We start from the raw sequence: 24,688 nt of genomic DNA on the forward strand, positions 1-24,688 counted from the left end.
AATGTTTTTGATTGCGTTGTTCACGCACCGTCTTGGGAGCGTAGACTACCCCAAGCGAGACGTAGGGCAAGAGGCGTCGATCACGCCATCGCCGCCTTCACCGTCTCCACGAGCTGCTTCATGGTGAAAGGCTTGGGCAGGAAGTGGAAGCTCTCGCCTTCGGGAAGGTTCTTCTTGAAGGCCTCTTCGGCGTAGCCCGACACGAACACGAAGCGGGTCTTCGGGTTGCGCTTGCGCAACTCGACCAGCAGCGTCGGGCCATCCATCTCGGGCATGACCACATCCGACACGACCAGATCGACCTCGGCGCCGTGCGCCTCGATCTCGCGCAGGGCGCTGACGCCTGAATCCGCCTCCAGCACCGTGTAGCCGCGGCTCACCAGCATGCGGGCGTTGAGCGCGCGCACCGCATCCTCGTCCTCCACCAGCAGGATCGTGCCCGCGCCGGTGTGGTCGACCGAGATGGCTGGCGCAGCGGCGGCAGCCGCCATCTTGGCCGACGCATCGGCCTCCTCCTCAGCCGTTGCGACATGCCGCGGCAGGAAGATGCGGAAGGTCGTGCCCTTGCCGACGGTCGAATCGCATAACACGAAGCCGCCCGTCTGCTTGACGATGCCATAGACCATGGAGAGCCCGAGACCGGTGCCCTTGCCGACATCCTTGGTGGTGAAGAACGGGTCGAAGATCTTGTCGATGAACTCCTGCGGGATGCCCGTGCCGGTGTCCTCGACCTCGAGCAGCACATAGTCCGCCTTCGGAATCGAGGCGTAGCTGAAAGCGCGGGACTCCGCCTCGGTGACGTTGCGGGTGCGCAAGGTCAGCTTGCCTCCCGGCTTCATGGCGTCGCGCGCGTTGACGGCAAGGTTGACGATGACCTGCTCGAGCTGGCCGACATCGGCCTTGATGGGCCACAAGTCGCGGCCATGGCGCACGTCGAGCCCGATCGTGTCGCCCACCACGCGCTTGAGCATGAGCCACAGGTCCGACAGCACGTCGCCATACTCCAGCACCTGCGGTCGCAGCGTCTGGCGGCGGGAGAAGGCGAGCAGCTGACGCACCAGCGAAGCCGCACGAAGCCCGTTCTGCTTGATCTGCATGATGTCCTGGAAGGACGGATCGGTGGGCTTGTGGCTGGCGAGCAGGAAATCCGAGGCGTTGATGATCACCTGGAGCACATTGTTGAAGTCATGCGCGATGCCGCCGGCAAGCTGGCCTACCGCCTGCATCTTCTGCGCCTGATCGATGTTCTCCTTGAGCTTGCGCTCGGAGGTGGTCTCGAGCGCATAGACGATGGCCTTTTCCTCGCCGCCCTCGCCATCGATGACGGGTGCGAGGAAGAGCCTGGCGGAGCGCTCGCCCTCACCCGTGATCGAGACGTCCAGCGGCTTGATGTCAGCGCTGCCGACGCCGGCCGCCGTGAGCGCGGGCTGCAGCGCGGCCCAGTCCGCATCCTTCAGCAGCGCCTTGAGGCTCGTCGCCGGCAGGCCCGAGGACAGGCGCGCGAAGGCGCCGTTGGCGCGGACGATCCGCCCGTCGGCGCCGACGGTCGCGATCGCCATGGGCGTGTTGTTGAAGAATCGCGCCAGCCGCGCCTCCGCCGCGGTGCCCGCATCGGCGCCGGCCTCGCCGGGTGAGCGGTTCAGCACCAGCGTGCGCGAAGCCCCCGGCTTGCCATCCTGGCCGAAGGCGACCTCGTGATGCAGGCGAACCGGCAAGGACTGGCCGTTGCGCCGGCGCAGGTCCACATCCACGACCTCGGTACGCACCTCGCCCGGCTTGCCGGCTATCGCCGCCACGAGCGCGACGGCGTTGATCGGGGCGATGTCGCGCAGCAGGAGCCCGCCCGACCCCACCTTGGCGAGGTCATAGTCCAGCCAGCCGGCGAGCGTGGCGTTGAGATAGGGCACCGATCCGTCAGGATCGATCGACATGAAGCCGGCGGGCGCATGATCGAGGAAATCGATCGCGTGCTGCAGTTCCTGGAAGACGTTCTCCTGTCCGACGCGCTCGCGCGTGATGTCGCGCACGCGCCAGAGCGAGGCGGTGCGCCCGTCCCCGCGCGTGGTCATGCTGACCGAGACGCGGTACCAGCCGGCATCGCCCTTGCCGGTGAGCGGGGGCGACAGTCTGATCTCGTCGGTCTGGGACCGGCCCTCGCGCGCGGCGAGCGCGAGGCGGTACACCACCTCCGACACCTCCGAGCCCCCGGCGAAAAGCCGTTCCACGGGCTTGATCTCGGACACGGATGCCGCGCCCGACAGCGACTGGTAGGCGCGGTTGGCGTAGATGATGTGGTTGTCGGACTCCGTGACGATGACGCCATCCTCGGCCTCGTCCACGATGATCTTGGTGAGGTCATTGCGCCCCGAGCGGCCCGACAGCTGGAGCAGCCCGATCGCCAGGGAGAAGAGGCAGAACACGCCGATGACCGACAGCATGGCAAGGAAGGCGAGGATGAGCGGCTGCGCCCATTCATTGGCCAGAAAGCCGAGCCCGATGGCCGCGCCGACGATGATCCCCGCAACCACGAGCAGCAGGCCGACATTGCCGGGCCTGTCGGAGCGGTCGATGGCCGCGCCCGCGCCGACCTGGCCGGCAGCCTCGCTCTTGATTGCCTGGGTCATGCCGTGAAAGCCTCGCTTGCCACGCTTCGCTCCGCGCCGCGTCCGTGGGGTTAGTTAGGCGCGCCGGCGCCGTGTGCGCAAGACGAAACCGATGACCTCGGCGACCGCCTTGTAATGCTCCACCGGCACGGCCTCGTCGAGGTCGACCGAGGCGTGCAGCGCGCGCGCCAGAGGCGGGTTCTCGATGATCGGCACGTCATGCTCGCCCGCCACCTCCCTGATCTTCAGGGCCATGGCGTCGACGCCCTTGGCGACGCAGATCGGCGCGTCCATGCCGGCCTCGTATTGCAGCGCGACGGCATAGTGCGTCGGGTTGGTCACGATCACGGTGGCTTCGGGCACCTTCGCCATCATGCGCCGGCGCAGGCGCTGCATCCGGATCTGGCGCAGCTTGGCCTTGATCTCGGGGTTTCCGTCCGTGTCCTTGTATTCCTGCTTCAGCTCCTCGCGCGTCATGCGCTGCCGCTTCATCCAGGTGAAGCGCTGATGCACGTAATCGCCGACGCCGACGAAGAAATAGATCGACAGCACGCCGACCATCATCTTGAGCACGATCCCGGCCGTGGCCGGCAGGATGGCGGCGATGTCCATGCGCGTGAAGGCGTCGAGCCTGTCATGCTCGGCCCACAGCACGACGCCGACGACGACGCCGACGATCAAGACCTTGAGGATGCCCTTGATGAAGTTGGCGATCGCATCCTTGCCGAAGATGCGCTTGGCCCCCTGCTGCAGCGAAAGCTTGCTGAGCTTGGGAGTCATCGGCTCGAAAGTCCACAAGGGCTTGTGCTGCACGAGGCAGCCCGCCAGCGCCGCGGCCAGCACGATCCCGAAAACCCCGGCCGAGGCCACCATCACGTTGAAGAAGCCCTTGCCGGTGACCCACTGGATGGTGTGGCCGCTGGACGGCACCTGATGCGCGTTCATCAGGAAGGCGCGCAGGCTCAGCGCGCTTTCGCGTGCGGCATGGCCGCCGGCGATCAGGACGGCAAGGGTGAAGCCGCCGAGGATGAAGAAGGTGTTGAGCTCGACGCTCTTGGCGACGTCGCCCTTCTTGATGGCCTCCTCGAGTTTCCGGAGGGTCGGCTCTTCTGTCTTGTCGTCGTCTTCCTTGGTGTCAGCCATGGCGCGTCACCCGCCAGACAGTTGCTTGAGGAAGCCGCCGAGTTCGCCGAGGAACAGGGTCATCATGACGCCGATCAGCGCCGCGAGCATCGCCATGCCCAGCAGGATTGAGGCCGGAGCGCCCAGGAAGAACACCTGGAACTGCGGCATGAGCCGCGCCAGGATGCCGAGGCCGAGGTTGAACAGCAGACCGAACACGATGAACGGCGCCGAAAGCTGCACCGCGACCGCGAAGGATTTCGACACCGCCTGGAGCCCGAGGGCCGAGGCATCGCCCACCGACGGGTAGGCGCCGGGCGGCAGCAGCATGTAGCTGTTGTGGATCGCCGAGATCGCCAGATGGTGCAGGTCCGCGACCATCACCAGCGTCACGCCCAGGATGGTCAGCAGGTTGCCGATGGACGGGTTCTGCTGGCCCATGGCCGGGTCCACCGCCGTGGCGAAGCCGAGCCCGATCTGGTTGGCCAGGATCACGCCGGCCGTCTGCAGCGCGGTCATGATCAGCCGGGCCGAGAGTCCCAGGATCGCGCCGATCAGGATTTCCGTGATCAGCAGCGTCATCAGCGCGCCCGGATCGGTGGGCACCTGCATCAGCGGCCGCGCAACCGGCACAAGCAGCAGCGCGATGAACACCGCGACGGCCAGCTTCGCCCGGTTCAGCACGAAGCGCTCGCCGATGCCCGGCATCAGCATCACCATCGTCCCCACCCGCGCGAAGACGAGCATGAACAAGGCAGCCAGCTCTGGCAGGAAGGTGAAGGTCATGACGCCCCGGGCTCAGGCTGCGCGCCTGGCCCCCGCCCTGGCCGATCGGCGCAAACACCGCCATCAGCCACCGGAGGCGATTCGCGCCGCCACTCGCAGCATATAGCCTCCCAGCGCGTCGCCCATGAAGGGCAGGAACAGCATCATCGAGGCGAACACCGCGATGATCTTGGGCACGAACACCAGGGTCTGTTCCTGCACCTGGGTGAGAGCCTGCAGGATCGAGATCGCAAGCCCGATCGCCAGCGCCACCAGCATCACCGGCGCCCCCGCCTTCAGGAAAGTCACGATGCCGTCGCGGGCGATGTCGAGAATCAGGGCGCCGGTCATGGGGTCAGGGCTTTCATCAGGTGCGGTTGGCGGAGGCGGCGGGCCGAAGAAAGGCCCGGATCACACCTGCATACGCATGATTTCCTCATAGGCGGCGATCACGCGGTCGCGCACGGCCACCAGCGTCTCGATCGCGGCCTCGCTTTCGGCGACGGCCGTGACCACGTTGACGAGGTCTGCCTGACCGCCCACCGCCGCCGCGACCTGCGTGTCGGCCTTGGACCCTGCGGCGCCCACGCCGGCTATGGCGGTCTTCACCATCGCGGAGAAATCGGGAACCTCGCCGCCCAGCGCGCCGGCGCCCTGGACCGGCCTGGCGGCCAGCGTCCGCGTTCCCAGCCCCTGCACGGCGGAGTAGGCGCCGGCGACGAAGGATGATGTGGTCATGGCTGTCTCTCCCTGTGCTCGTCAGTTGCGGTTACCCGCCGGGTGATCCGCGCGCCGCCTCAGGCGCGCAGGATCTCGATGGTGCGGCTGATCATGCGGCGCGCCGAGGCGATGACGTTGAGGTTGGCCTCGTAGCTGCGCTGCGCCTCGCGCATGTCCATGGTCTCGATCAGCGAATTGACGTTGGGCAGCCTGACCTCGCCATTGGCGTTGGCGGCGGGGTGCCCGGGCTCGATGCGGGTCCGGAAGGGCGATGTGTCGGTCTTGACGCGGCCGAGCTCCACAGTCCGCACCCCGAGTTCGCGGTCAAGCTGCCCCCGGAAGGTGGGGACCTGCCGGCGGTAAGGATCAAGGCCCGGCGCATCGCGGGTTGAGTCGGCATTGGCAATGTTCTCGGAGATCACCTTCATGCGACCGGACTGCACGCGAAGGCCCGAGGCGGCGGCGACAATGCTTTTCAGAAGATCCATGATGCGCCCTCCTCAGCGGCCTCGCCCGATGGCGGTCTTCATCAGCCCCAGGCTCTTCTGGTAGAGCGTTGCGGCCATCTGATAATCCTGGTTGTTCTGCGCAACCTTCAGCATCTCGTCCTCGAGATTGACGCCATTGCCCGATGGCGTGGTCTCGAATCGGCGCTGCTTCATCGGGTTGCTGTTAGGGTCGGCCCCGCCCGCGGGAATGTGGACGGCGCTGGTGCGCGCCATCTGCAGCCCGGACGTTGCTGTCGGCGGCGGCCTGAGATCCTGGGGCCGGAAGCCCGGCGTGTCGGAGTTGGCGACGTTCTCCGCCAAAACCTTCTGGCGGGCATGGTGCCAGCTCATCCGCGCCTTGAGCGCGTCGAAAAGAGGAAGTCCGCCGATGGCCATGACAGGAACCGATCAATGAGGCGCTGCGTTGCGACAGGCAATAATTGCCGCGTTCATGGTTAACATCCGGTTAAGGGAGCGTGCTCCACAGGACATCTTAACAGCTTGCTAACCATGCTTTCCGCAGGCTGCGGTTCGGTGTTATGGTGAAGCTTTCGCGGAAAGATTGCCGGAGCCGTCTACAAGCGGCGCCTTGGCAGGATGATCGAGGGCGACGAGATCGTGGACTGGTTCACTGCACTTTCGACGCCCGCCAAGGCGATCCTGTCCCTGGCTTTCGTCCTGATTCTGGTTGTCCTCGCGGGCCTTGCGCTGCGCAAGATCGCCGGCGGGCGGCTGAGGCTGCCCGGCCTGCCCGGGCAGGCGGCCCTGACGCGCCAGCCAAGGCTCGGCATCGTGGACACCTTCGATCTCGACCGCCAGCGCCAGCTCGTGCTGCTGCGCCGCGACAATGTCGAGCACCTCGTGATGATCGGCGGCCCCAACGATCTGCTGGTCGAGGCCAGCATCGTGCGCGGCGTCGTCCGGGCGCAGACGCCCGCGCCGGCGCCCGAACCCGAGCCGCCGCCCCCGCCGGCCGAACCCAAAGCCCCGGTTAGGGTCATCGCTCCTGCCGCCTCGCCGGAGCCGTCGCCCGCGATGCCGACCCCGCCGCCACGCCCGGCAAGCGCGCCAACACGCCCCGCCTCGCCGGAGCCGCCGCTCGCAATGCCGACCCCGCCGCCACGCCCGGCAAGCGCGCCAACACGCCCCGCCTCGCCGGAGCCGCCGCTCGCAATGCCGACGCCGCCGCCGCGCCCGGCAAGCGCGCCAACACGCCCCGCCTCGCCGGAGCCGCCGCTCGCAATGCCGACCCCGCCGCCACGCCCGGCAAGCGCGCCAACACGCCCCGCTTCGCCCAATGCCGAGCCGGCCCTGTCAGCGGCCGCCATTGCTGGCGCCGCCGCCATCATTGCCCGGCCGGCCAGCGCAGCCGCCGCGCCAACCATGGCGCAGCCGCAGCCCCCCGATGCCGCCCCCTCCGCCTCAGGCCCATCAGCGCCTGCCGCGCCGGACGAGATCAAAGCCGCCTTCGCGGCGGAGATGGACAACATGACGGCCCAGGCCGCCGCAACGTCCGCCGCAGCATCCACCGGCGCAGAATCCACCGGCGCAGCACCCACCGCCGCGAAGTCCCACGACGCGAAGTCCCACGACGCGAAGTCCGACGAGGCGGGCCCAGGCAAGCAGATCCTCGAGCCGATCGCATCGTCTGCGTCGGCGCGCGCCTCGCGCGATGAGATCGATGACATGACGCGGCAATTACAGGAGGCCTTGAAGCGCCCCTTCTCGGGGGTGAAGCCCAGCCCGCAGGCCCGCCTTGAGCCGGCGAAGGCCGAGGATGCTCCATCCGCGCCTGCCCTTGACACGCCGCAGAGCCCCGTCCCCGTGGCGCCGTCAGTCAGGATCGGCGCTTCCGAGCCGGCTGCCCCGCCTCCGCCTTCCCCGTCTGCCCCGTCTGCCCCGCCTCCGCCTGCTGCTCCGGCGCCGGCCGCGTCCGAACCGCGCAGGATGGAGGGACTCAAGGCCGCCGCCGCTGCCCGTGCGAAGTCGGTTGAGCCTGCGCTCAACACGCCTGGCACGGCGGTGGCGGAGCCTGCCGAGCCTGCGCCGGAACCCGCCAGCCCCGAACTGGAGACAACCTCTGACAATCCCGACGGGAACAAGGCGCGCCCTGCGGAGCCGGAAGCCGCCTCCGATCCGTTCTCGTTCGATGCCATAGAGGCCGAGTTCGCACGCCTCCTGAACCGCGGAGCCCCGCCCCGGACCTGATCGGACGCTGCGGCGTCGCGGCGCCTTGCGGCCAGTTCCCCTTTGCGGGCTGACCTGCTCTATCGTGACAGTCTCGCGCGAGGTGAGTCGGGTTCACGATGTCGGCTGTTGCATATCAGGTGCCGTCTCCTCCCCCCGCCCCTGTCGGCGGGGATCAAGGGGATCGGCCTCAGCGCCGAGCCGCCCGGCGAGGTCTCGGGCGTCCGTTGGCAGCCTTACTGCTTGCTCTTGGCTGGCTAGCCGCGGCCGGGCTTGCGGTCCCGGCCATGGCACAGACGATGACGCTGGATTTCGGCCAGGGCGGCGGCGTCACCGAGCGTGCGCTCCAGCTCATCGCCCTGATCACGGTGCTGTCCCTGGCGCCCAGCATCCTCATCATGGTGACGTCGTTCACCCGCATCGTGGTGGTGCTTTCGCTGCTGCGCTCGGCGCTGGGCACGCAGACCGCCCCGCCCAATGCGGTCATCACCGGGCTTGCCCTGTTCCTCACAGCCTTCATCATGGCGCCGACCTTCCGCGAGGCCTACACGGTGGCGGCGGTGCCGCTGCTCGCCAACCAGATCACGCCCCAGCAGGCCTTCGAGCGGGGCGTCCAGCCCTTCCGGGCCTTCATGCTCAAGCATGTGCGCGAGAAGGATCTCGCCCTGTTCATCGAGCTGTCGAAGGAGCCGGCGCCGGCCTCTCCCGAGCAGGTCAGCCTTCAGGTGCTCGTGCCGGCCTTCATGATCTCGGAACTGCGCAGGGCTTTCGAGATCGGCTTTCTCCTGTTCGTGCCCTTCCTCATCATCGATTTGGTCGTGGCCTCTATCCTGATGTCGGTGGGCATGATGATGCTGCCGCCAGTCATCATCGCCTTGCCGTTCAAGCTGATCTTCTTCGTGCTGGTGGATGGCTGGGGCCTGGTAGCCGGCTCGCTTGTGAAGAGCTACGGCGAGTAGGGCCCGCGCCCGGCCTCAGCCCTGACGCGGCGCGGGTCCGGGCGCTGCGGCTTCTGGCGCCGGAGCCCCCGATGGCGGCTCGGCCGCTGCATCGGGCCGGGCGGCCGGCTGCGCCGGACGCGTTCGCAGGCTTGATGCATAATCGGGATAGCGCTTGCGGTATTCAGTCATGAACTCCATCAACGTGTCCGCATTGGCCACGGTCCGCGCGAGTTCCCTCAGATCGCCGCTGCGCGATCGATTGGCCCCCGTCACGAAGGCGAAGGTGCGCGCGTCGGGCGTCTGCGACATGGCATTGGCGTATTTCGCCCGGAGCCGGTCGAGCGAAAGCCCCTCGCTGGCCATGACATAGGCCACGGCGGCGCGCATGGTGTCGGCGCGCTGGCGCTCGTCGAGCGGCGCGGGTTGGCGCCAGGCTTCGCCGAGCAGGCGTTCATGCGCCTCGCCCGCCTCGCGCCAGCGCCGGGCGATCCACAGGATGTCGGCGCGCAGCCGGTCCACCTCGGGGCCGCGCTCGTTCTCCAGCACCTCGAGCGCGAGGTCGGTGCGGGACAGGTCCGACAGCGCCTTGGCTTCGAGCAGCTGGCGCGCGCGCTTCACGTCGCGTGGCAGCTCCGCCAGCCGCGTGGTGCTGAGCGAGCGCAGCGCCTCGGCCGGCTTGCCGTTCATGAGTTGCACCATTGCAAGCCGCGCCGCCACCGTGGCGCGCGCGCCGCCCGCGAGCCGGTTATCGATCTGGTGCTGCAGCAGCTCGGCCGCCTGGTCCAGCAGATCGACTTCCACGAGCCGGTCCGACAGGCGCCGGATGATTTCGTCGCCGCGGCGGCCGATCGGCATGAACTCCCTGAAATCGTAGAACAGCGCCAGCGCGTCGATGCGCGGCAACTGGTTCGCCTTGCCGTTGGTGAACAGCTCCTCGAACTGGCGTGCCGTATCGTCATGCAGCTTGCGTGTGATCGGGTGGTCCGGGAAGACGCCATTGGCCTTGCGCGCCAGGGCGAAGGCCTCGCGCCATTTCTGCTGCACGGCGTAGATGGCGCCAAGCTCGCCCATGGCCTCGATCTCGGTGTCGCCGCCGCGCCAGATGAAGGCCACCGTCTCGAGCCGGGCGCGCGCCTCGTCGACGCTCATCGAGGCATCGCCTTCTCGCGCGGCCAGCTGCACCGCGCGCAGCTGCGCGCTGGCGGCGACAGGTCGGCGGTTCGAATTGAAGAGCGCCCGGTAACCGGCCAGCGCCGCCTCGGGCCGGCCGCTGATCTCGTCAAGCTGCGCGCGCAGCAGTTCCACCTCGTCCTGCGGCGTCCAGTGTGGCGCAAGCGCCGCCAGCAATGTCAGTTCGCGATCCGCCACGCCCACATCGCGCATGGCGATAGCGGCGTTGACGATCTCTCTGCGGACCACGGCCTGCAGCATGTCCGGATAGGCATCCAATACATCCATGGACCTGCGGAACGACGACAGCGCACGGGGAAAGCGCCCCAGGCGGGCATCATTCACCGCCAGCCAGATGTGGGCTTCGGCATCGTCCTTGAGGAAGCTCGCTGAGAGCGTTTTCTCGGCTGCTTCCCCACGGTCAAGCAAAGTCAGCGCGATGGCGCGCAGAAGATGCGCGCGCCTGTCGTTGCGCATGTTGGGATCATCCGCCAGCACGGTCGCCACGGGGCCGAGGCTTTCGGCATGCAGGCCGTTGGCGAGCTGGAATGTGGCCAGCTTCAGCCGCGCCACGCTCCGCTCCGAGCGGGGTGCGTCGGCGGCCTTGCGCATCAGTTCCTGGAGCTGCGCATAGGTGTCGCCCTTGCGCATGTCTGTCCAGCTGGCCTGGTCGGCCACCAGGTTGGAGCCGGCCTCATCCGAACCCGGCACCTGCGGCTTGTCATGTCCCGCCGAGACGGCCAGACCGCTGCCGCGGCCAATGATGACCTCGCCGACGCCGACGCGCACCATCACATCGTCTGCGACGGGCCTGACCGCGACACCCTGGACCGTCTGCTCGATCTGGAACTCGACGAAACGCTGCACCTTGGGCGTGGATGCGCCCGGCCCATAGGCGGTGGCCACAGCTACGCTCTGGCCCGGCTCGGTTCCGATCCAGTGCACGCTGGAAACCTGGGTGAGAGGCAGGCTGATCACGCTCTGGCCGCGCTCGTCGAAGCTGCGGCGCGCCAGCAGCGGCTCGGCCGCCTGCACGCCCTTGTCGCCCAGCGTCAGCGACCAGCGCAGCCCATCGGGCGCAAGCCGCACGATGCCGCCGGGCTTCATCTGCAGGCGCAGCACGGTGGCCTTGCCTTCGCGGGTCGCCGCCGCGCTCACGATATGGGCGCCAGCCTCGGCCATCAGTTGCCGGGCATCGAGTGTGTCAATCGTATCGAAGACCACCACCGTCTCGCCGCGATCGTCGAAGGCCGCCGCGGCCGTCCGGCGCGGGAAGGCGAAATCGATGCGCGCGCCATCGGGCGCCTGCGTCACGGCGATGCCGACGGACTGCGGCGGCGCGGCGGGGCCTGCCGTCTGCCAGGCCGGAGCGGCCGGCGGATCGGCGGGAGCGGCTCCCGCTGGCTTGGGCGGCGCCTCCGCGCTTGCAGCGCGGGCTGCCTTGGCGGCGGGAGTGGCGGCGGGAGTGGCAGCAGGTGCGGCAACAGGTGCGGCAGCGGGTGCGGCAGCGGGTGGAGCCGTGGGGCGCGCGGCGGCTTCAGCCTCGGCGACGCGTGCCGCAAGCTGCGCCTCCGCAGCCTTCGCGGCAGCGGCGGATTTGGCCCGGTCCACCAGATCGATGATGAAGCCGTCTTCCTCGCGGAACGTGCGGGGCTCAAGCTGGGGATCGACCCTGAGGCGCATCACGATGCCGTCCGCAGATCGTTCGATCGCGTCGACGCTCGCCCCGGGGGGCAGCAGCGATCGCACCTGGCCCACCGCGAGCCTGGCCGGCGCGCGGAATGCGACCGTCAGGGCGTCGCCCTCGGCCCTGGCCTCGACGTTCATCTCCTGCGGCACCTCGAAGACAAGACGCGACAGCGTGGGCAGCGTGGCGCCGCGCACGGCGATCTCCGGCCCCTCGGTCCGCTCGCGATTGCGCACCAGCTCGCGCGCGATCAGTTCCGCCTGGCGCAGCCGGTCAACCATCTCCTTCATCACTTCGGGCGGCAGGCTTGGCTTCAGCCCCTGCCAGTTCTGCGGCAGGAGATCGACGAAGACGCGCTCGCCAGCCTCGATCATGTTGGAGGTGAAGGCGCGCGTCAGGGCAAAGCGCACGCCCCGACCGTCAGGGTCCACGCGCACTGCCGAGACATAAGACGGCATTTCACGCAAGATGCGGTCGGCTGTGAGGCGGACAGGCTCGCTGAAGCCGACGATCAGCACGCCGTTGGTGACGCGCGCGCTGACGGGCTGGGAACTGGGCAAGGTGAAGACGAGGCGGCCGAAATTGCGCTCTTCCTCGCCCTTCAGCGTGGCTTCCTGCTGCGCACGCGCCGCGCCAGGCGACAGGGCGCACAGAAGCGCCGCCACGCCGATGCCCAGCATCCGCGCGCGGAAGGATCGTGTGCGAGGGGAACGCAACGCCACCATAACTTTACTCATGCCGAAGAAGCGCGGCCCGGCACACTGGCCCTGATGCACCATGAGCCAACGAGGTTATCGCTCGGTTAAGCCGTTGCCTCGCCTTGGTGACATGGGCGGAATGGCCGAAGACCGGCCAAGGAGGGTCTTTTCAAAATCAACAATTTCAAATCGACACGAAGCGGCGGTTGCGAGCGATATGCATCGTTGTCTCGGTCTGGACTTGAGTCTATAGCAGCCGCGTGGTCACGACGGGTCGGACGAGTCGGGGGGCTCAGGCGGGACCTTCCCGTCGGGGGTCATCTCGGCGCAATGAACCTTCGAACGAGGCATGTCATGGAGAAAGAGATCATCATCAGCGTGGATTACAAACCCACTGACGACGAGTCCTTCATGAGCGAACGCCAAAAGGTCTACTTCCGGCAAAAGTTGCTCCGCTGGAAGGAGGACATCCTGAAGGAAGCGAAGGAGACGATCCTCGCCCTGCAGGCTGAAAACGAGAACCACCCCGACATCGCCGACCGCGCCTCGTCCGAGACAGATCGCGCCATCGAACTCCGGGCCCGCGATCGGCAGCGCAAGCTCATCTCCAAGATCGACAGCGCCCTCGCGCGGATCGAGGATGGCTCCTACGGCTATTGCGAGGAGACCGGCGAGCCGATTTCGCTGAAGCGGCTCGAAGCGCGGCCCATCGCCACCCTCTCGCTCGAGGCGCAGGAGCGCCACGAACGCAACGAGCGCGTCTTCCGCGACGACTAGGCGATAGCCGCGGTTCGGCCTTCCCGGAAATCGGGTGTCCCGAGACAGCCCTTTCGTGGTTCAGACGGGGCTCACAGGGATGACGGACCATGCTTCCAGCCGCTTTTCACCGTCTCACCGCCGTTGCTGCGGGTTTTCGTGGTGCCGACCAGCTCATGGTTGCCGGAACACCGCTGGTCGTTGCCGCGCTGTTCGGTGGCGGGCCTGACATCGTCGGGCTCATCGTTGCGGTCCAGGGCTCCGCCTGGCTGCTGATGTCGCTGCCGGCCGGGGTCTGGGTTGATCGCATCGCTCCGCTCAACGGGCTGAAGGCCGCCATGGCCATGGCTGTCGCCGGAGTTCTCCTGGCCATGGCCGGACTGGGCGCAGGGCACCTTGCCCTGTTTGCAGCGGGCGCCTTTCTCAGCGCCTCCGCTGCCGTCGTCGGCTTCCTCGCCGAAAGTGCCAGCGTGCAGGCCCTTGTCCAGGCCAACCAGTTGCCGCGCGCCAATGCAAGGCTGCAACTGGTCCAGTCCAGTGCCGCCCTCGCCGGGCCCGCACTGATGGGCCTCGCCGTGCTTCAGGGCTGGACCATGCAGGCCTACCTCCTGGCTGGGTTTATCGCAGCTCTTGGTCTTGCCGTTGCCCTCGGCTTCGGCAGACAGCCGGCGCGAGCACCGCGCATGCGCGAACCCCTGGCAGAGATCGCCGAAGGGTTCGCATTCGTGCGCCGCCAGCCGCTGCTCGTCGGCATCGTCGCCTGCGCGCTGTTCTGGAACATGGCTTTCTTCGCCCTTACCGCCGTGTTCGTGCCCTTCGCGCTCGGCCCGCTGGGGCTCAACGCGGCCGAGACGGGAATCGCACAATCGGCCATGGGCATCGGCTCATTGGCTGCCGCCCTGCTGGCGACCATGGCCATGGCAAGGCTCTCGCCCCGGCTGATCCTCGTGTTCGGGCCAGCATCCTCAATGCTGGCATCGGTGATCCTGGCGCTGTCGCCCCAAATTGCCGGCACAGGCTTTCGTCTGGCCGGGCCGGTAGCGGTATTCCTGCTGCTTGGCTTTGGCCCGATCCTGTGGTTCGTCTGCCAGAACAGCATCCGCCAACTGGTGACGCCGTCGGTCCTGCTCGGGCGAGTCGGATCGGTCATTCAGGTCGCGATCTATGGGGTGCGCTCAGTTGGCGCGCTGCTGGGCGGCATCGTCGCGGCCCGTTTCGGTTTCAGCGCGGCCATGGGGCTTATCGTCGGCCTGTTTGCCGCCTCACTGCTGGCCGTTCTGGCTTCCTCGCTCGCCCGCCTGCGCACCCTGCCGCCACCCGCCGCCTTGCAAGCCTGACGCGCGAAAGCCCCGCGTGGGAGGCGCGGGGCTTTCGTCAGCTGGCGGCAGCAAGGTGGGAAGCGCTGCTGCGCGCCGCAGTGACGGGCCGCCATGGGAAGCGGCTGGTCACCGGGCGCCAGGACCGGGCCCCGGCTGGGGAGCGAGGAACGGCCTTGGCCTGTCACCCGCCGGCGTTGGGGGGGAGCGTCACGCCGGCGGGGCCTGATCGATGACGCTCAGAAAGGCAGCAGCACGTCCATCACCTGCTGGCCATAGCGAGGCTGCTGCACATCCGTGATCTGGCCGCGCCCGCCATAGGCGATGCGCGCCTGGGCGATCTTGGTGGAGTCGATCGTGTTGTCGCTGTCGATATCCTCAGGGCGCACGACGCCGGCCACGATCAGTTCGCGGACCTCGAAGTTGATGCGGATCTCCTGCTTGCCCTCGATGACGAGGTTGCCGTTCGGCAACAGCTGGGTGACCGCTGCCGCCACATTCGTGGAGAGCTGCTCGGAGCGGCGGACGGAGCCTGCGCCTTGCGTCGAGGTGTTCGAATTGGTGGAGACGAGCGAGCCGGGGGAAACGGACTCGGGCAGGATGGCGGGCAGATTGGACTCGATTCCCAACAGGTTGGGCACGCCCATGCTGTCCTTGCCGCTGCGCGAGCGGCTGGTCTGGTTCTGAAGCTCCGCCCGGTCGGTGACGCGCACCTTCACCGTGACGAGATCGCCGATCTGGCGGGCGCGCTGATCCTTGAAGAAGGCGCGGCTGCCCTGGCGCCACAGGGAGTTGGGTCCGAAGGAGACATGCTCGGGCGTCGGCATCGGCATCCGCACCGGCTTGTAGCCTTCCTGCGCGGTGGGGTCCTCGATGGCCGAGAGGGCCGGCGCGCGCCCGACATTGGCGAGGCGGTCCGCCGCACCGCAGGCCGAGAGGGTGAGGCCCATCGCGGCGACGGCGACGAGGCGGAAGGTAAGGCTGGTCTGGCTCATGGTCTTTCCCTCGTGCTTCAGTTGGCGGCTGCGACACGGCCGCTGGCGGCGCCGTTGACGGCGACACGGCCCGGCCCGATCACGGTGCCCTGCAGGATCTTCTTGGACTGGACGTTCATGACCGAGATCATGTCGCCCTGCGCTCCGCCCTCCTGCGCGCGGCCGCGCATCGTCAGCATCAGGCCCGGCGCTTCATAGACGACGGTGATGACCTCGTTGCGCGCCACGATTTCCTGGCGCTGCAGGTCGTTGGCGCGCAGCTGCTGCCCGGCCATCAGCGCACGGCGCGCGGCCTTGCCGATCGCGGCGGTGGTCTCCACCACGAGGTCGGCACTGGCTGCGTCGCGCGGACGGCGCTCGACCATGAGGTCGGCCGCCTGAACGATCTCGCCGCGGGCGATGGTCCGCACCGGCACCACGACCTCGACCGTCTCGACCATCTGGCCCGTCACCCGGACAGGCTTGAGCCGCATCGAAGCGCTGCCAGGCAGCATCAGTGTGGCTGTGAGCCGGCGGCTGCGCGCGTCATAGACGAGATCCTGGGTCTGCAGCGCGCCGCGCAGATCGGGTTCGACGACGAGGTTGGGCGCGCCATTGTCGAGCACGAGGCTCAGGCTGCGGGCATCGACGCCGTAGCGCTCCTCAATGGCGCGGCGCAGCGCGCCTTCGATGTCCAGCATCCCGATGCGCCGTGCGGCGCGGGTCACCACAACTTGCGCGGCCCCGCCATCGGCGAGCGTCTCGACACCTTGAGCGCGCACAGCCTCCATGATGCGGGCAGACTGGATCGTGCCCGTTTCGCCAAGCGCCGGAGCGCGGAAGGCAGGCTGCGCGGCAACCGACACCGGCAGGCCGCTGACCAGATCGCCGAGCGTCAGGATATCGCGCGTGGCGGTGATGTCGGGCTTGAGCGCGGGCTTGGCCGGCGCCGCCGCGACGCGCACGGACATGCCGGGCGAGGCGAAGCCCGGGGCGGGCGCCAGCGCGATGAAGCCAAGGGAGAGGCTGCAGAAGAAAGCGGCAGAAGCGCGCATCATCACGATCAACCCCTGAACAGCTGGCTGGTGGCCTGCATCATCTGGTCGGTGGCCGAGATGACGCGGGAGTTCATTTCGTAGGCGCGCTGCGCGGCGATGAGCGAGCTGATCTCGACCACTGCGTTCACGTTGGATTCTTCCAGCCATCTCTGCTGAACCGTGCCGAAACCCTCGCCGCCGGGGTTGCCGTCGATGGCGGGCCCCGAGCCGGCGGTTTCGACGAACAGGTTGTCGCCGATGGATTCAAGGCCAACGCGGTTGACGAATCGCGACAGCTGGACCTGCCCAAGATCCTGCGGCGCAGTCTGCCCGGGGATCAGCGCCTGCACCTGTCCAGTGCCGCTGACCGTCACTGCACGCGCGTTCTGTGGCACGTTGATGCCCGGCTCGACGATGTAGCCATCCTTGGTGACGAGCTGGCCCTGGCTGTCGAGATCGAAGGAGCCGTCGCGGGTGTAGGCGGTGCGACCATCGGGCATCCGCACACGGAAGAAGCCGTCGCCCCGCACCGACAGGTCATATTCCTTGTCGGTCTCGGTGAGAGGGCCCTGCCCCATCACCCGGCCCGTGGCCACGGTCTTGACGCCTGACCCCACGAAAGTTCCGGCGGGCACCTGCGTGCCCTGGTCGGAGGTGGCGGAGCCGGCGCGGCGCAAGTTCTCGTAGAGCAGATCCTGGAAGTGGACCCGCTGGCGCTTGTAGCCATTGGTCCGGACGTTGGCGATGTTGTTGGAGATGACCTGAACATTCAGCTCCTGGGCCATCATCCCGGTCGCGGCGGTGTAAAGAGCGCGCATGGCGGTTGCTCCCGATCAGCTCTGGAGGTCAGCAAGGCGGCGGATGGCGTCGCGCCGGAGTTCGTCAGTGCGCCCCATCATGCTGGTGACGGAGGAATAGGCGCGCTGCACCTCGACGAGCCGGCTCATCTCAAGCACGGGCTTGACGTTGGAACGCTCGATGACGCCCGTCTCGACGCGGGCGGTGGGGCCGGCGGGCTGGGCGGGACCCGTGCTGGTGAACAGGTTGCCGCCTTCGTTGCGCAGGGCGCGCGGGTCGGCGAAGCGCGCCAGGCTCAGCTTGCCTCGCGTGCCCTGGTCGGTCAGCACCGTGCCGTCCTCGGCGATTCGCACGCCCGTCTCGTTGGCGGAGATTTCGATGGGGCCGTTCTCGCCGATCACGCGCAGGCCGCTCTGGGTGACGAGCTGGCCGCGGGCATTGATCTCGAAACCGCCATCGCGGGTGTATCGGTTCTCGCCGTTCGGGGTCTGCACCGTGAAGAAGGCGTCGCCGCGCACCGCCACGTCCAGCGGATTGCCAGTACGCTCCATCATCCCGCCCGAAAGGTCGATCGGCGTGCCGCGGTCAATGACGTAGGACACCTTCTTGTCGGCGTTGGGAAATGTCTCGGCCTTGGCGGCGGGCTGGATATGCTCCGCAAACCGCAAGGAGCGGGCCTTGAAGCCGTTGGTGTTGATGTTGGCCACATTGTTGGCGATCACATCCATCTCGCGCCGAAGCACCATCTGGCGTGACAATCCGACGAGAAGCGAGTTCTCCATGCTGCCTGCTCCCATGTTACGCGGCAGACCGGGACGCTCCCCAGCGCGGCCACCGCACCCCAAGGGTTCGCATGAGCCGTGCCAAACCAGATGAATTGTATTAATCTTTTTTCTATCAATATGTTAGGCGATCTCTACGCGCTGCGCCTCCCCTGCCGGGTTCGCACCTGGCGGCAAAAGCGGCCCGGCAACATCTGCCGGGTTTAACGAGGCGTTAACCATGATTGCCCACTTTGCATGTCATGCAGCTTGAATTGCGCTGAACTGCCAGCCTGAGGCTTCACGGATCCATGGCGAAAAAACCAACAGCACCTGAGAAGGAGGCCGACGGGGCCACCCCGGGCGAGGGCGACGCCTCCAAGAAGGGCGGGCTCAAGTCCTTGCTTGGCAACAAGCTCGTTCTCGGCGGCGTGGCGGTCGTGCTGCTTCTGGGCGGCGGCGGAGCCTATTACTTTCTCAAGATGAAGCCGGCCGCGGCAGCTGCGGAGTCCGCCAAGCCCGCGCCCCGCACCACCGGTTTCGTCGATATGAAGGAGATCATGGTGAACATCGCCGGAGCGCAGCCCGGCGAACGCCAGAATTTCATCAAGATCAAGGTCGCGCTCGAGATCGCGGACTCGAAGATGGCTCCCGAGATCCAGCCGCTCCTGCCGCGCGTGGAGGATATGTTCCAGGTCTATCTGCGCGAACTGCGCCCTGCCGACCTTGAAGGCTCTGCGGGAACCTTCCGCCTCAAGGAAGAGCTGCTGCGCCGCGTCAACGTGGCGGTGCAGCCCGCCAAGGTGGACGCCATCCTCTTCAAGGAACTTCTGGTTCAATAGGCATCACCATGGCAGGACCGGACGACAACGACACCGAAGGCGGCGATAAGGATTCCCTGGCCGGCGAATGGGGTGCGGCGCTCGCCGAACAGGGCGCCGATGGCGGCGGCGGCGACACGAAGTCGACCGAATGGGCCTCCATGCTCGATTCGCAGACCAATTTCGAGGACGCCGAGAGCGGGGTCGATCGCCTGCTGAACCAGGACGAGATCGACTCGATGCTGGGCTTCTCGGTGGGCGAGCTTGGCGCGGGCGGCCGCGCCGGCATCCGCGCCATCGTCGATTCAGGCACGGTGTCCTACGAACGCCTGCCGATGCTCGAAATCATCTTCGAGCGCATGGTGCGGCACCTTTCGACCAGCCTGCGCAACTTCTTCAACGACAACGTCGAAGTCACGCTCGACGCCATTCGCTCCGTCCGGTTTGGCGATTATGTGAACTCCATCCCGCTGCCGGCCATGATTGCGGTGTTCCGGGCTGAGGAATGGGACAATTTCGGGCTGGTCACGGTCGAGTCGACACTGACCTACGCCGTCCTTGACACCATGCTGGGCGGACGGCGCGGCAATGCCGCCATCCGCAATGACGGCCGCCCCTTCACCACAATCGAGATGAACCTGCTCCGGCGGATGATCAGCGTCGTGATGATGGATGCCGAGTTGGCCTTCAAGCCGCTCTCGCCCGTGACTTTCACGGTCGACCGGATCGAGACCAACCCGCGCTTCGCCACCATCTCGCGCCCAGCCAACGCCGCGATCCGCGTTGATCTCAGGCTGGACATGGAAGGCCGGGGCGGCTCGCTCCAGGTGCTGCTGCCCTATGCCACGATCGAGCCGGTCCGCGACCTGCTGCTCGAGAGCTTCATGGGTGAAAAGATCGGGCGTGACCCGATCTGGGAGAACCACCTCGCCACCGAGATCTACCAGTCCAGCGTGCCGGTCGAGGCGGTGCTGCACGAGGAGCTGATGCCTCTTTCGCGCATCATGAAGCTCGACATCGGCGACACCCTCGTCTTCGACGCCAAGCCGGACCGCTTCATCACGCTGCGCTGCGGCGATTTCGGCGTGACCGAGGGCCGGGTCGGCCGGGTGGACGACAAGATCGCCGTCCAGACCATAGCGCCGCTCAGGCGCTCCAAGACCACGATCGGCGTGTTTGACTCGACGGCATCGCCTCGCGGCGATGGCGGCCGATAAGTGCGTTATCCAGAGGACCATAGGCCATGAGTTTCACCATCGCGCTCGTTGCGGATCTGCTTGTGGCCGTGCTGCTCGTCGCCACGATCAGCACCTGCATCGTGCTTTCCAAGCGGATCGAGCGTCTCAAGGCCGATGAAGGCGCCATGCGCCGCACCATCGGCGAATTGCTGGCCGCCACCGACAGCGCCGAGCGCGCGATCTCGGGCCTCAAGCTGACCCTCAACGAATGCGACCGCACGCTCGCCGAGCGCCTGCGCACCGCCGAGCGCTACGCCGCCGACCTTGCGGCGCAGATCGAGGCGGGGGAGCAGGTCATGTCCCGGATCACCCGCATCGTCGAGGCTTCGCGCCTTGTCGCGCCCCCGGCGGCCAATGCCGAGCCGGAGCCAGGCGCCACCACGCGCAAGCTCTCTGAAGCCGCTGAACTCGCCGCAGCGATCACGCAACGCGCGGTTCGTCGCCTTGATGGCAACGCGGCATGAACGGTTTTGTGCTTGGCTCGGCCTCATCATGATCGACAGGCGGCGCCTGATCCCGGCAGTAATCCTTGGCGCGATGGGCCTTCTCGCGCTGAAGGCGATGTCGTGGCTGGGGCTTGCGGGCAGCCTCCAGATCACGCCGCTGGCTGAGCAGGTGGCGCCGCGCACGGCCATCGTCCAGCCGGATGGCAGCTACAATCCGTCCGATTTCAGGGGCATGACCCAGATGTTCGCCCGCGCCCGCGAGCCCTACTTCCCGGACCGGGTCGACGTCACTGGCTCGGTTCCGGCCAAGCCGCCCCAGACGTCCGCCGCCCAGGCTCCGGCCGGCGCCACGCCCGCGACGGCCCCGGCCATGCCGGAGCCGCCTTTCAAGGATCGTGCCGCCGTGATGAACGAGAGCCAGCGCACCCTGTCCTCCGCCGAGCGCGCATTGGCCGAACGCCTCGGAGAGCGCCGCGATGCGATCGAGGCGCGCCAGCGCGAGCTCGATATGCGCGAAAAGCTGCTGGAGACCGCCGAACGCAAGCTCGATGGCCGGGTAGGCGAACTCAAGGCCGTTGAGGAGAAGCTCGACGGCAAGAAGGACGAGAAGGAAAGCGCCGAGTCGCAGGGCCTGAAGAAGCTCGTCATCATGTACGAGAACATGAAGCCCAAGGACGCAGCCCGGGTCTTCGACCGTCTCCCCGCCGATGTGCTGGTGCCGATGGTGCTGCAAATGAATCCGCGCAAGATGTCCGAGGTCATGGCCTCGATGAGCTCGGAGTCGGCCGAGAAGCTCACGGTGGCCCTCGCCCTGCGCGCGCGCGCCCGGACAGAGCCGACCGCCGCGGCCGCAGCTGCGCCGGCAGGCTCGAACGAACTGCAGGCCATCGCGCCGGCCGCCCCTGCCAGCCGCCCCTGAGGCTGCGCGGGCCTGTCACGCCAGACGGCCGCGATCATGTCATGACAGGGCGCTGATCGGGCGTGGGCCTTCCGGCGCCGTTCAGTCAGCGGCCGAGCTTGGCCAGCTCCACCGCGACGCGCAGCTCGATATGGCCGATGAGGTCCTCAAGGCGTGGATCGTCCGTGTTCTCGCGCCGCGCCTCAAGCTGCGTCTTGAGCTGCGCCAGCTGCGACACCGGCACGACGCCGCCCAGCAGCGCGGCCTTCAACCGGTCCAGCCCATCGAGCAGGTCATGCCCGCGCCGGACCTGGCGCTTCTTGCGCTCGGTGGCATCCTCATTGGCCTGTAGCGCCACCAACGCGTCCATCGGCATGGCGGCGCTGACCCCGGCCATACGGGCGCTCTCACCACCCGCCGTGGCGCCGCCGAGCGTGAACTTCGCGCCGCTGCCGTTCGCGGCGCGCGCCGGGGTCGACGCTGTGCGCTGGATCACGGCTCGGGGATCGATCGGCAACATGGCTGCACCTTGGAGTGAACATGGTTAACGATACGTTTCGTGCCCGGCAGAACTTGCCGGCCTGGGCAGGATCGGCCGGGCCCCAATGCCGTCCAGCATCAGGCATGAATCCTCCAAGCCCATGAGATCAATACATAAAATTTGAATCAAGCTATTGGCATGACCTTCGCAGAACACTGTCTTGATCGGGCTCCGCAGCCCTCATCGACCGGAAGAGCGACATCGTGCAGCCTCGTTTCGCCAGCCAGCTCCGCCTCCTTGCCGCCGCCGCCATGGCGGCGCTCTGCGTCGTGGCGGCAGCCCCGGCCAGCGCCATGTCGCGCATCAAGGATCTCGCCTCTGTCGAGGGCGTGCGCCAGAACCAGCTGGTGGGCTACGGCATCGTCGTCGGCCTCAACGGCACGGGCGACACGCTCAACAACGCGCCATTCACGCGCCAGTCAGCGCAGGCCATGCTGGAGCGCCTGGGCGTCAATACCCGCGGCGCCAACATGCGCACCGCCAACATGGCGGCCGTGATCGTCACCGCCACCTTGCCCGCCTTCGCGACCCAGGGCAGCAAGGTCGATGTCACCGTCTCCTCGCTGGGCGACGCCAAGTCGCTCCAGGGCGGCACCCTGCTGGTCACGCCGTTGCTGGGGGCCGATGGCGAGGTCTATGCCGTCAGCCAGGGCGCCGTCTCCATTTCCGGCTTCGCAGCCGGGGGCGACGCCGCCTCGATCACGCGCGGCGTTCCGACGGTCGGCCGCATCGCCAATGGCGCAATGGTCGAGCGCGAGATCGAGTTCGCGCTCAACAAGCTCAAGACGCTGCGCCTGTCGTTGCGCAACCCCGATTTCACCACCGCCCGCCGCATGGCCGCCGCCATCAACGACTTCATGGGCGCCGCCACGGCCGAGCCGACCGATCCGTCCACGGTCGTGATCCAGATCCCGGCTCGTTACCAGGGCAACATGATCCGCCTGCTGACCGAAATCGAGCAGTTGCGCGTCGAGCCCGACCAGACCGCCCGCATCGTCATCGACGAGCGCTCCGGCATCATTGTCATGGGCCGCGACGTGCGCGTCTCCCAGGTCGCGGTGGCGCAGGGCAACCTCACGGTCACGATCTCCGAACAGCCCCAGGTCTCCCAGCCCAATGCGCTGGCCGGCGGCCAGACGGCCGTGGTGCCGCGCACCAGCGTCAAGGTCGATGCCGAAGGCGGCAACAAGCTCGCCATCGTCAACGAGAGCGTATCGCTGCGCGATCTCGTCGATGGCCTCAACGCGCTCGGCATCGGCCCGCGCGACATGATCTCCATCCTGCAGGCCATCAAGGCCGCGGGAGCCCTCCAAGCCGAAATCGAGGTGATGTGATGACCCTTGCCCTGACCGGACTGGCCGTTCCGGCCGCCAAGCTCGCCATCGGCGTTGCGACCTCCGCCCTCGGCGCCGTCAAGAACGCGCTGAATCCGCAGGAACAGAAGATCCGCAAGACTGCGGACGATTTCGAGACCATGTTCCTTGAGAACATGATGGCGCAGGTCTTCCCGCAGGACGCCAGGGAAGGCCCCGTGGGCGACAACGGCACCGGCTCCGAGGTCTATCGCGGCATGCTGGTCAACGAATATGCACGCTCGGTCGCGAAATCCGGCGGCATCGGCATTTCTGACACGATCTACCGCCAGATGCTGCAGATGCAGGAGCGCGCCAATGCTGGCTCATGAGAAGTCCGTCCATGATCGCCCCCGCGTCACGTCGGCGGCGGAGGCGCGCGAACTTGTGGACATGATCGTCGAGACGCTTTCCGGCCTTTCCCATGTGGTGGGCGAGGAGACGCAGCTGATGCGCGACGGCCAGATCGGTGCGGCGCTTGATCGCGAACCGAAGAAGACCGAGCTGGCAGGGCGCTACATGCGCGGGCTGGAAGTGGTCAAGGCCAACGCCGTGGCGCTGGCGCGCTTCGTTCCTGATGAATTGGAGCGGCTCAAGGGCGCGCACCAGGCCTTCAGCGATCTGCTGGAAACCAACCAGGCCGTGCTGGCCACCGCGCGCGCTGTCTCCGAGACCATCGTGCGCGACCTCGCCAAGGATGCGGGACGCGCGCCGCAGGCCCAGGGCTATTCCCGCTCCGGCTATGGCGCCGTGACCCAGCCCCCCCAGCGCGGCGGAGCGGGCCCCATCGTGGTGAGCAAATCCTTGTGATGACTCGATGAATCCTCGCTGGTCGGGACTTTAAGGATTCACCAATATTTCTTACCCGACGTTAGTATTTCTGTGACATCCTGACAGTGCCGGATATGTCAGTCCGGCGGGAACAGGAGTCCCGGACAATGGATATCGGCGGGGTTAAACTGGCACCCGCCGCTGCGCCAATTCCCGCGGCCAACCGTGTGGAGCCCACGGCCAGCGGCGCGCGCGCCGTAGCGACCGAGTTGCCGCGCGAGGCGGCAGTGAAAGCCATAGGCGACAGCCCGAGCGTTCGCATCGACATCAGCAATGACAGGGCGCGCGAGCAGATCGATCGCGAAAGTCTGCTGCGCAGTTTCATCCGCAACCGCAACGAGGTCGATCCCCGCACCCGTGAACTGGTGTTTCGCGCCGTCGACACCCGCACCGGCGAGGTGGTGCGCCAATTCCCCGACGAGACGCGCCTCAAGCTGCGAGAATACATGAATCGCGAGCGCGATGCCCGGGCCGGAGAAACCCCCGGCGCGCCCTCCGTCTCCCGCTCGGCCTGAAGCGCCCTGACCCCGCGCAGCTG

General features: G+C 67.4%; 25 protein-coding genes. 12 read left to right on the top strand and 13 right to left on the bottom strand.

Annotated elements, in window-relative coordinates:
- Window positions 1–80: 80 nt before the first annotated feature.
- The 7 genes from HEQ16_14295 to flgB form a co-directional block, all read right to left on the bottom strand.
- Entirely contained in the window at window positions 81–2,624 is a 2,544-nt protein-coding gene (locus HEQ16_14295; GenBank protein MCO4055186.1) for a response regulator, read from the bottom strand.
- A 54-nt stretch (window positions 2,625–2,678) separates the two neighbouring features.
- On the bottom strand, window positions 2,679–3,746 hold the full coding sequence (gene flhB, locus HEQ16_14300) for a flagellar biosynthesis protein FlhB (GenBank protein MCO4055187.1): 1,068 nt from the start codon (window positions 3,744–3,746) through the stop codon (window positions 2,679–2,681).
- 6 nt (window positions 3,747–3,752) lie between these two features.
- Window positions 3,753–4,511: a flagellar type III secretion system protein FliR gene (fliR, locus tag HEQ16_14305; GenBank protein ID MCO4055188.1), complete on the bottom strand. Its 759-nt coding sequence runs from the start codon at window positions 4,509–4,511 to the stop codon at window positions 3,753–3,755.
- Between the two features lie 63 nt (window positions 4,512–4,574).
- The gene (gene fliQ, locus HEQ16_14310; protein MCO4055189.1) at window positions 4,575–4,841 is read right to left on the bottom strand and encodes a flagellar biosynthesis protein FliQ; all 267 of its coding nucleotides are present in this window, start codon (window positions 4,839–4,841) and stop codon (window positions 4,575–4,577) included.
- A 60-nt stretch (window positions 4,842–4,901) separates the two neighbouring features.
- Window positions 4,902–5,228, bottom strand: a complete 327-nt coding sequence (locus HEQ16_14315) for a flagellar hook-basal body complex protein FliE (GenBank protein ID MCO4055190.1) — start codon at window positions 5,226–5,228, stop codon at window positions 4,902–4,904.
- A gap of 59 nt (window positions 5,229–5,287) precedes the next feature.
- Window positions 5,288–5,698: a flagellar basal body rod protein FlgC gene (gene flgC, locus HEQ16_14320; GenBank protein ID MCO4055191.1), complete on the bottom strand. Its 411-nt coding sequence runs from the start codon at window positions 5,696–5,698 to the stop codon at window positions 5,288–5,290.
- Between the two features lie 12 nt (window positions 5,699–5,710).
- Complete coding sequence (gene flgB, locus HEQ16_14325; protein MCO4055192.1) at window positions 5,711–6,094, bottom strand: flagellar basal body rod protein FlgB; 384 nt, start codon at window positions 6,092–6,094, stop codon at window positions 5,711–5,713.
- A 201-nt stretch (window positions 6,095–6,295) separates the two neighbouring features.
- Here flgB and HEQ16_14330 point away from each other — a divergent pair, with 201 nt between their 5' ends.
- Entirely contained in the window at window positions 6,296–7,906 is a 1,611-nt protein-coding gene (locus HEQ16_14330; protein MCO4055193.1) for a hypothetical protein, read from the top strand.
- A 98-nt stretch (window positions 7,907–8,004) separates the two neighbouring features.
- Window positions 8,005–8,844, top strand: a complete 840-nt coding sequence (gene fliP, locus HEQ16_14335; protein ID MCO4055194.1) for a flagellar type III secretion system pore protein FliP — start codon at window positions 8,005–8,007, stop codon at window positions 8,842–8,844.
- A gap of 15 nt (window positions 8,845–8,859) precedes the next feature.
- Here the strand turns inward: fliP and HEQ16_14340 are convergent, their stop codons facing one another.
- The gene (locus HEQ16_14340; protein ID MCO4055195.1) at window positions 8,860–12,363 is read right to left on the bottom strand and encodes a hypothetical protein; all 3,504 of its coding nucleotides are present in this window, start codon (window positions 12,361–12,363) and stop codon (window positions 8,860–8,862) included.
- A 372-nt stretch (window positions 12,364–12,735) separates the two neighbouring features.
- Between HEQ16_14340 and dksA the strand changes: the two genes are divergently transcribed.
- Both dksA and HEQ16_14350 read left to right on the top strand, forming a co-directional pair.
- A complete protein-coding gene (gene dksA, locus HEQ16_14345) occupies window positions 12,736–13,158 on the top strand; it encodes an RNA polymerase-binding protein DksA (GenBank protein ID MCO4055196.1) in 423 nt (140 codons plus the stop codon).
- A gap of 89 nt (window positions 13,159–13,247) precedes the next feature.
- A complete protein-coding gene (locus tag HEQ16_14350; protein ID MCO4055197.1) occupies window positions 13,248–14,474 on the top strand; it encodes an MFS transporter in 1,227 nt (408 codons plus the stop codon).
- A gap of 218 nt (window positions 14,475–14,692) precedes the next feature.
- Here the strand turns inward: HEQ16_14350 and HEQ16_14355 are convergent, their stop codons facing one another.
- Genes HEQ16_14355 through flgF form a run of 4 tightly spaced genes read right to left on the bottom strand, consistent with a single transcriptional unit; the run spans window position 14,693 to window position 18,044 of the window.
- Window positions 14,693–15,448 carry a flagellar basal body L-ring protein FlgH gene (locus tag HEQ16_14355; GenBank protein ID MCO4055198.1) on the bottom strand — a complete coding sequence of 252 codons (756 nt, stop codon included), beginning with the start codon at window positions 15,446–15,448 and terminating at the stop codon, window positions 14,693–14,695.
- Between the two features lie 17 nt (window positions 15,449–15,465).
- On the bottom strand, window positions 15,466–16,485 hold the full coding sequence (gene flgA / locus HEQ16_14360) for a flagellar basal body P-ring formation protein FlgA (protein MCO4055199.1): 1,020 nt from the start codon (window positions 16,483–16,485) through the stop codon (window positions 15,466–15,468).
- 5 nt (window positions 16,486–16,490) lie between these two features.
- Entirely contained in the window at window positions 16,491–17,282 is a 792-nt protein-coding gene (gene flgG, locus HEQ16_14365) for a flagellar basal-body rod protein FlgG (GenBank protein MCO4055200.1), read from the bottom strand.
- A gap of 15 nt (window positions 17,283–17,297) precedes the next feature.
- Complete coding sequence (flgF, locus tag HEQ16_14370; protein MCO4055201.1) at window positions 17,298–18,044, bottom strand: flagellar basal-body rod protein FlgF; 747 nt, start codon at window positions 18,042–18,044, stop codon at window positions 17,298–17,300.
- A gap of 290 nt (window positions 18,045–18,334) precedes the next feature.
- Here flgF and fliL point away from each other — a divergent pair, with 290 nt between their 5' ends.
- Genes fliL through HEQ16_14390 form a run of 4 tightly spaced genes read left to right on the top strand, consistent with a single transcriptional unit; the run spans window position 18,335 to window position 21,447 of the window.
- Window positions 18,335–18,865: a flagellar basal body-associated protein FliL gene (gene fliL / locus HEQ16_14375; protein MCO4055202.1), complete on the top strand. Its 531-nt coding sequence runs from the start codon at window positions 18,335–18,337 to the stop codon at window positions 18,863–18,865.
- 8 nt (window positions 18,866–18,873) lie between these two features.
- Entirely contained in the window at window positions 18,874–20,061 is a 1,188-nt protein-coding gene (gene fliM, locus HEQ16_14380; protein ID MCO4055203.1) for a flagellar motor switch protein FliM, read from the top strand.
- Between the two features lie 26 nt (window positions 20,062–20,087).
- Window positions 20,088–20,546, top strand: coding sequence for a glutamyl-tRNA reductase (locus tag HEQ16_14385; protein ID MCO4055204.1), 459 nt, complete (start codon window positions 20,088–20,090; stop codon window positions 20,544–20,546).
- A complete protein-coding gene (locus HEQ16_14390; protein ID MCO4055205.1) occupies window positions 20,530–21,447 on the top strand; it encodes a hypothetical protein in 918 nt (305 codons plus the stop codon). Before HEQ16_14385 ends, HEQ16_14390 begins: the two co-directional genes overlap by 17 nt.
- A gap of 85 nt (window positions 21,448–21,532) precedes the next feature.
- Here the strand turns inward: HEQ16_14390 and HEQ16_14395 are convergent, their stop codons facing one another.
- Window positions 21,533–21,946 (bottom strand): flagellar assembly protein fliX, encoded by a 414-nt coding sequence (locus HEQ16_14395; GenBank protein ID MCO4055206.1) that lies wholly within the window; start codon window positions 21,944–21,946, stop codon window positions 21,533–21,535.
- 272 nt (window positions 21,947–22,218) lie between these two features.
- Here HEQ16_14395 and HEQ16_14400 point away from each other — a divergent pair, with 272 nt between their 5' ends.
- From HEQ16_14400 to HEQ16_14415, 4 genes are all read left to right on the top strand, one after another.
- Window positions 22,219–23,301, top strand: coding sequence for a flagellar basal body P-ring protein FlgI (locus HEQ16_14400; GenBank protein MCO4055207.1), 1,083 nt, complete (start codon window positions 22,219–22,221; stop codon window positions 23,299–23,301).
- Entirely contained in the window at window positions 23,301–23,651 is a 351-nt protein-coding gene (locus HEQ16_14405; GenBank protein MCO4055208.1) for a flagellar biosynthesis protein FlgJ, read from the top strand. Before HEQ16_14400 ends, HEQ16_14405 begins: the two co-directional genes overlap by 1 nt.
- Entirely contained in the window at window positions 23,638–24,129 is a 492-nt protein-coding gene (locus HEQ16_14410) for a hypothetical protein (GenBank protein ID MCO4055209.1), read from the top strand. Before HEQ16_14405 ends, HEQ16_14410 begins: the two co-directional genes overlap by 14 nt.
- Before the next feature lie 128 nt (window positions 24,130–24,257).
- Window positions 24,258–24,665: a flagellar protein FlaG gene (locus HEQ16_14415; GenBank protein ID MCO4055210.1), complete on the top strand. Its 408-nt coding sequence runs from the start codon at window positions 24,258–24,260 to the stop codon at window positions 24,663–24,665.
- Window positions 24,666–24,688 lie beyond the last annotated feature (23 nt).

This window comes from Bosea sp. (in: a-proteobacteria) (assembly GCA_023910605.1).
Classification (GTDB): domain Bacteria; phylum Pseudomonadota; class Alphaproteobacteria; order Rhizobiales; family Beijerinckiaceae; genus Allobosea.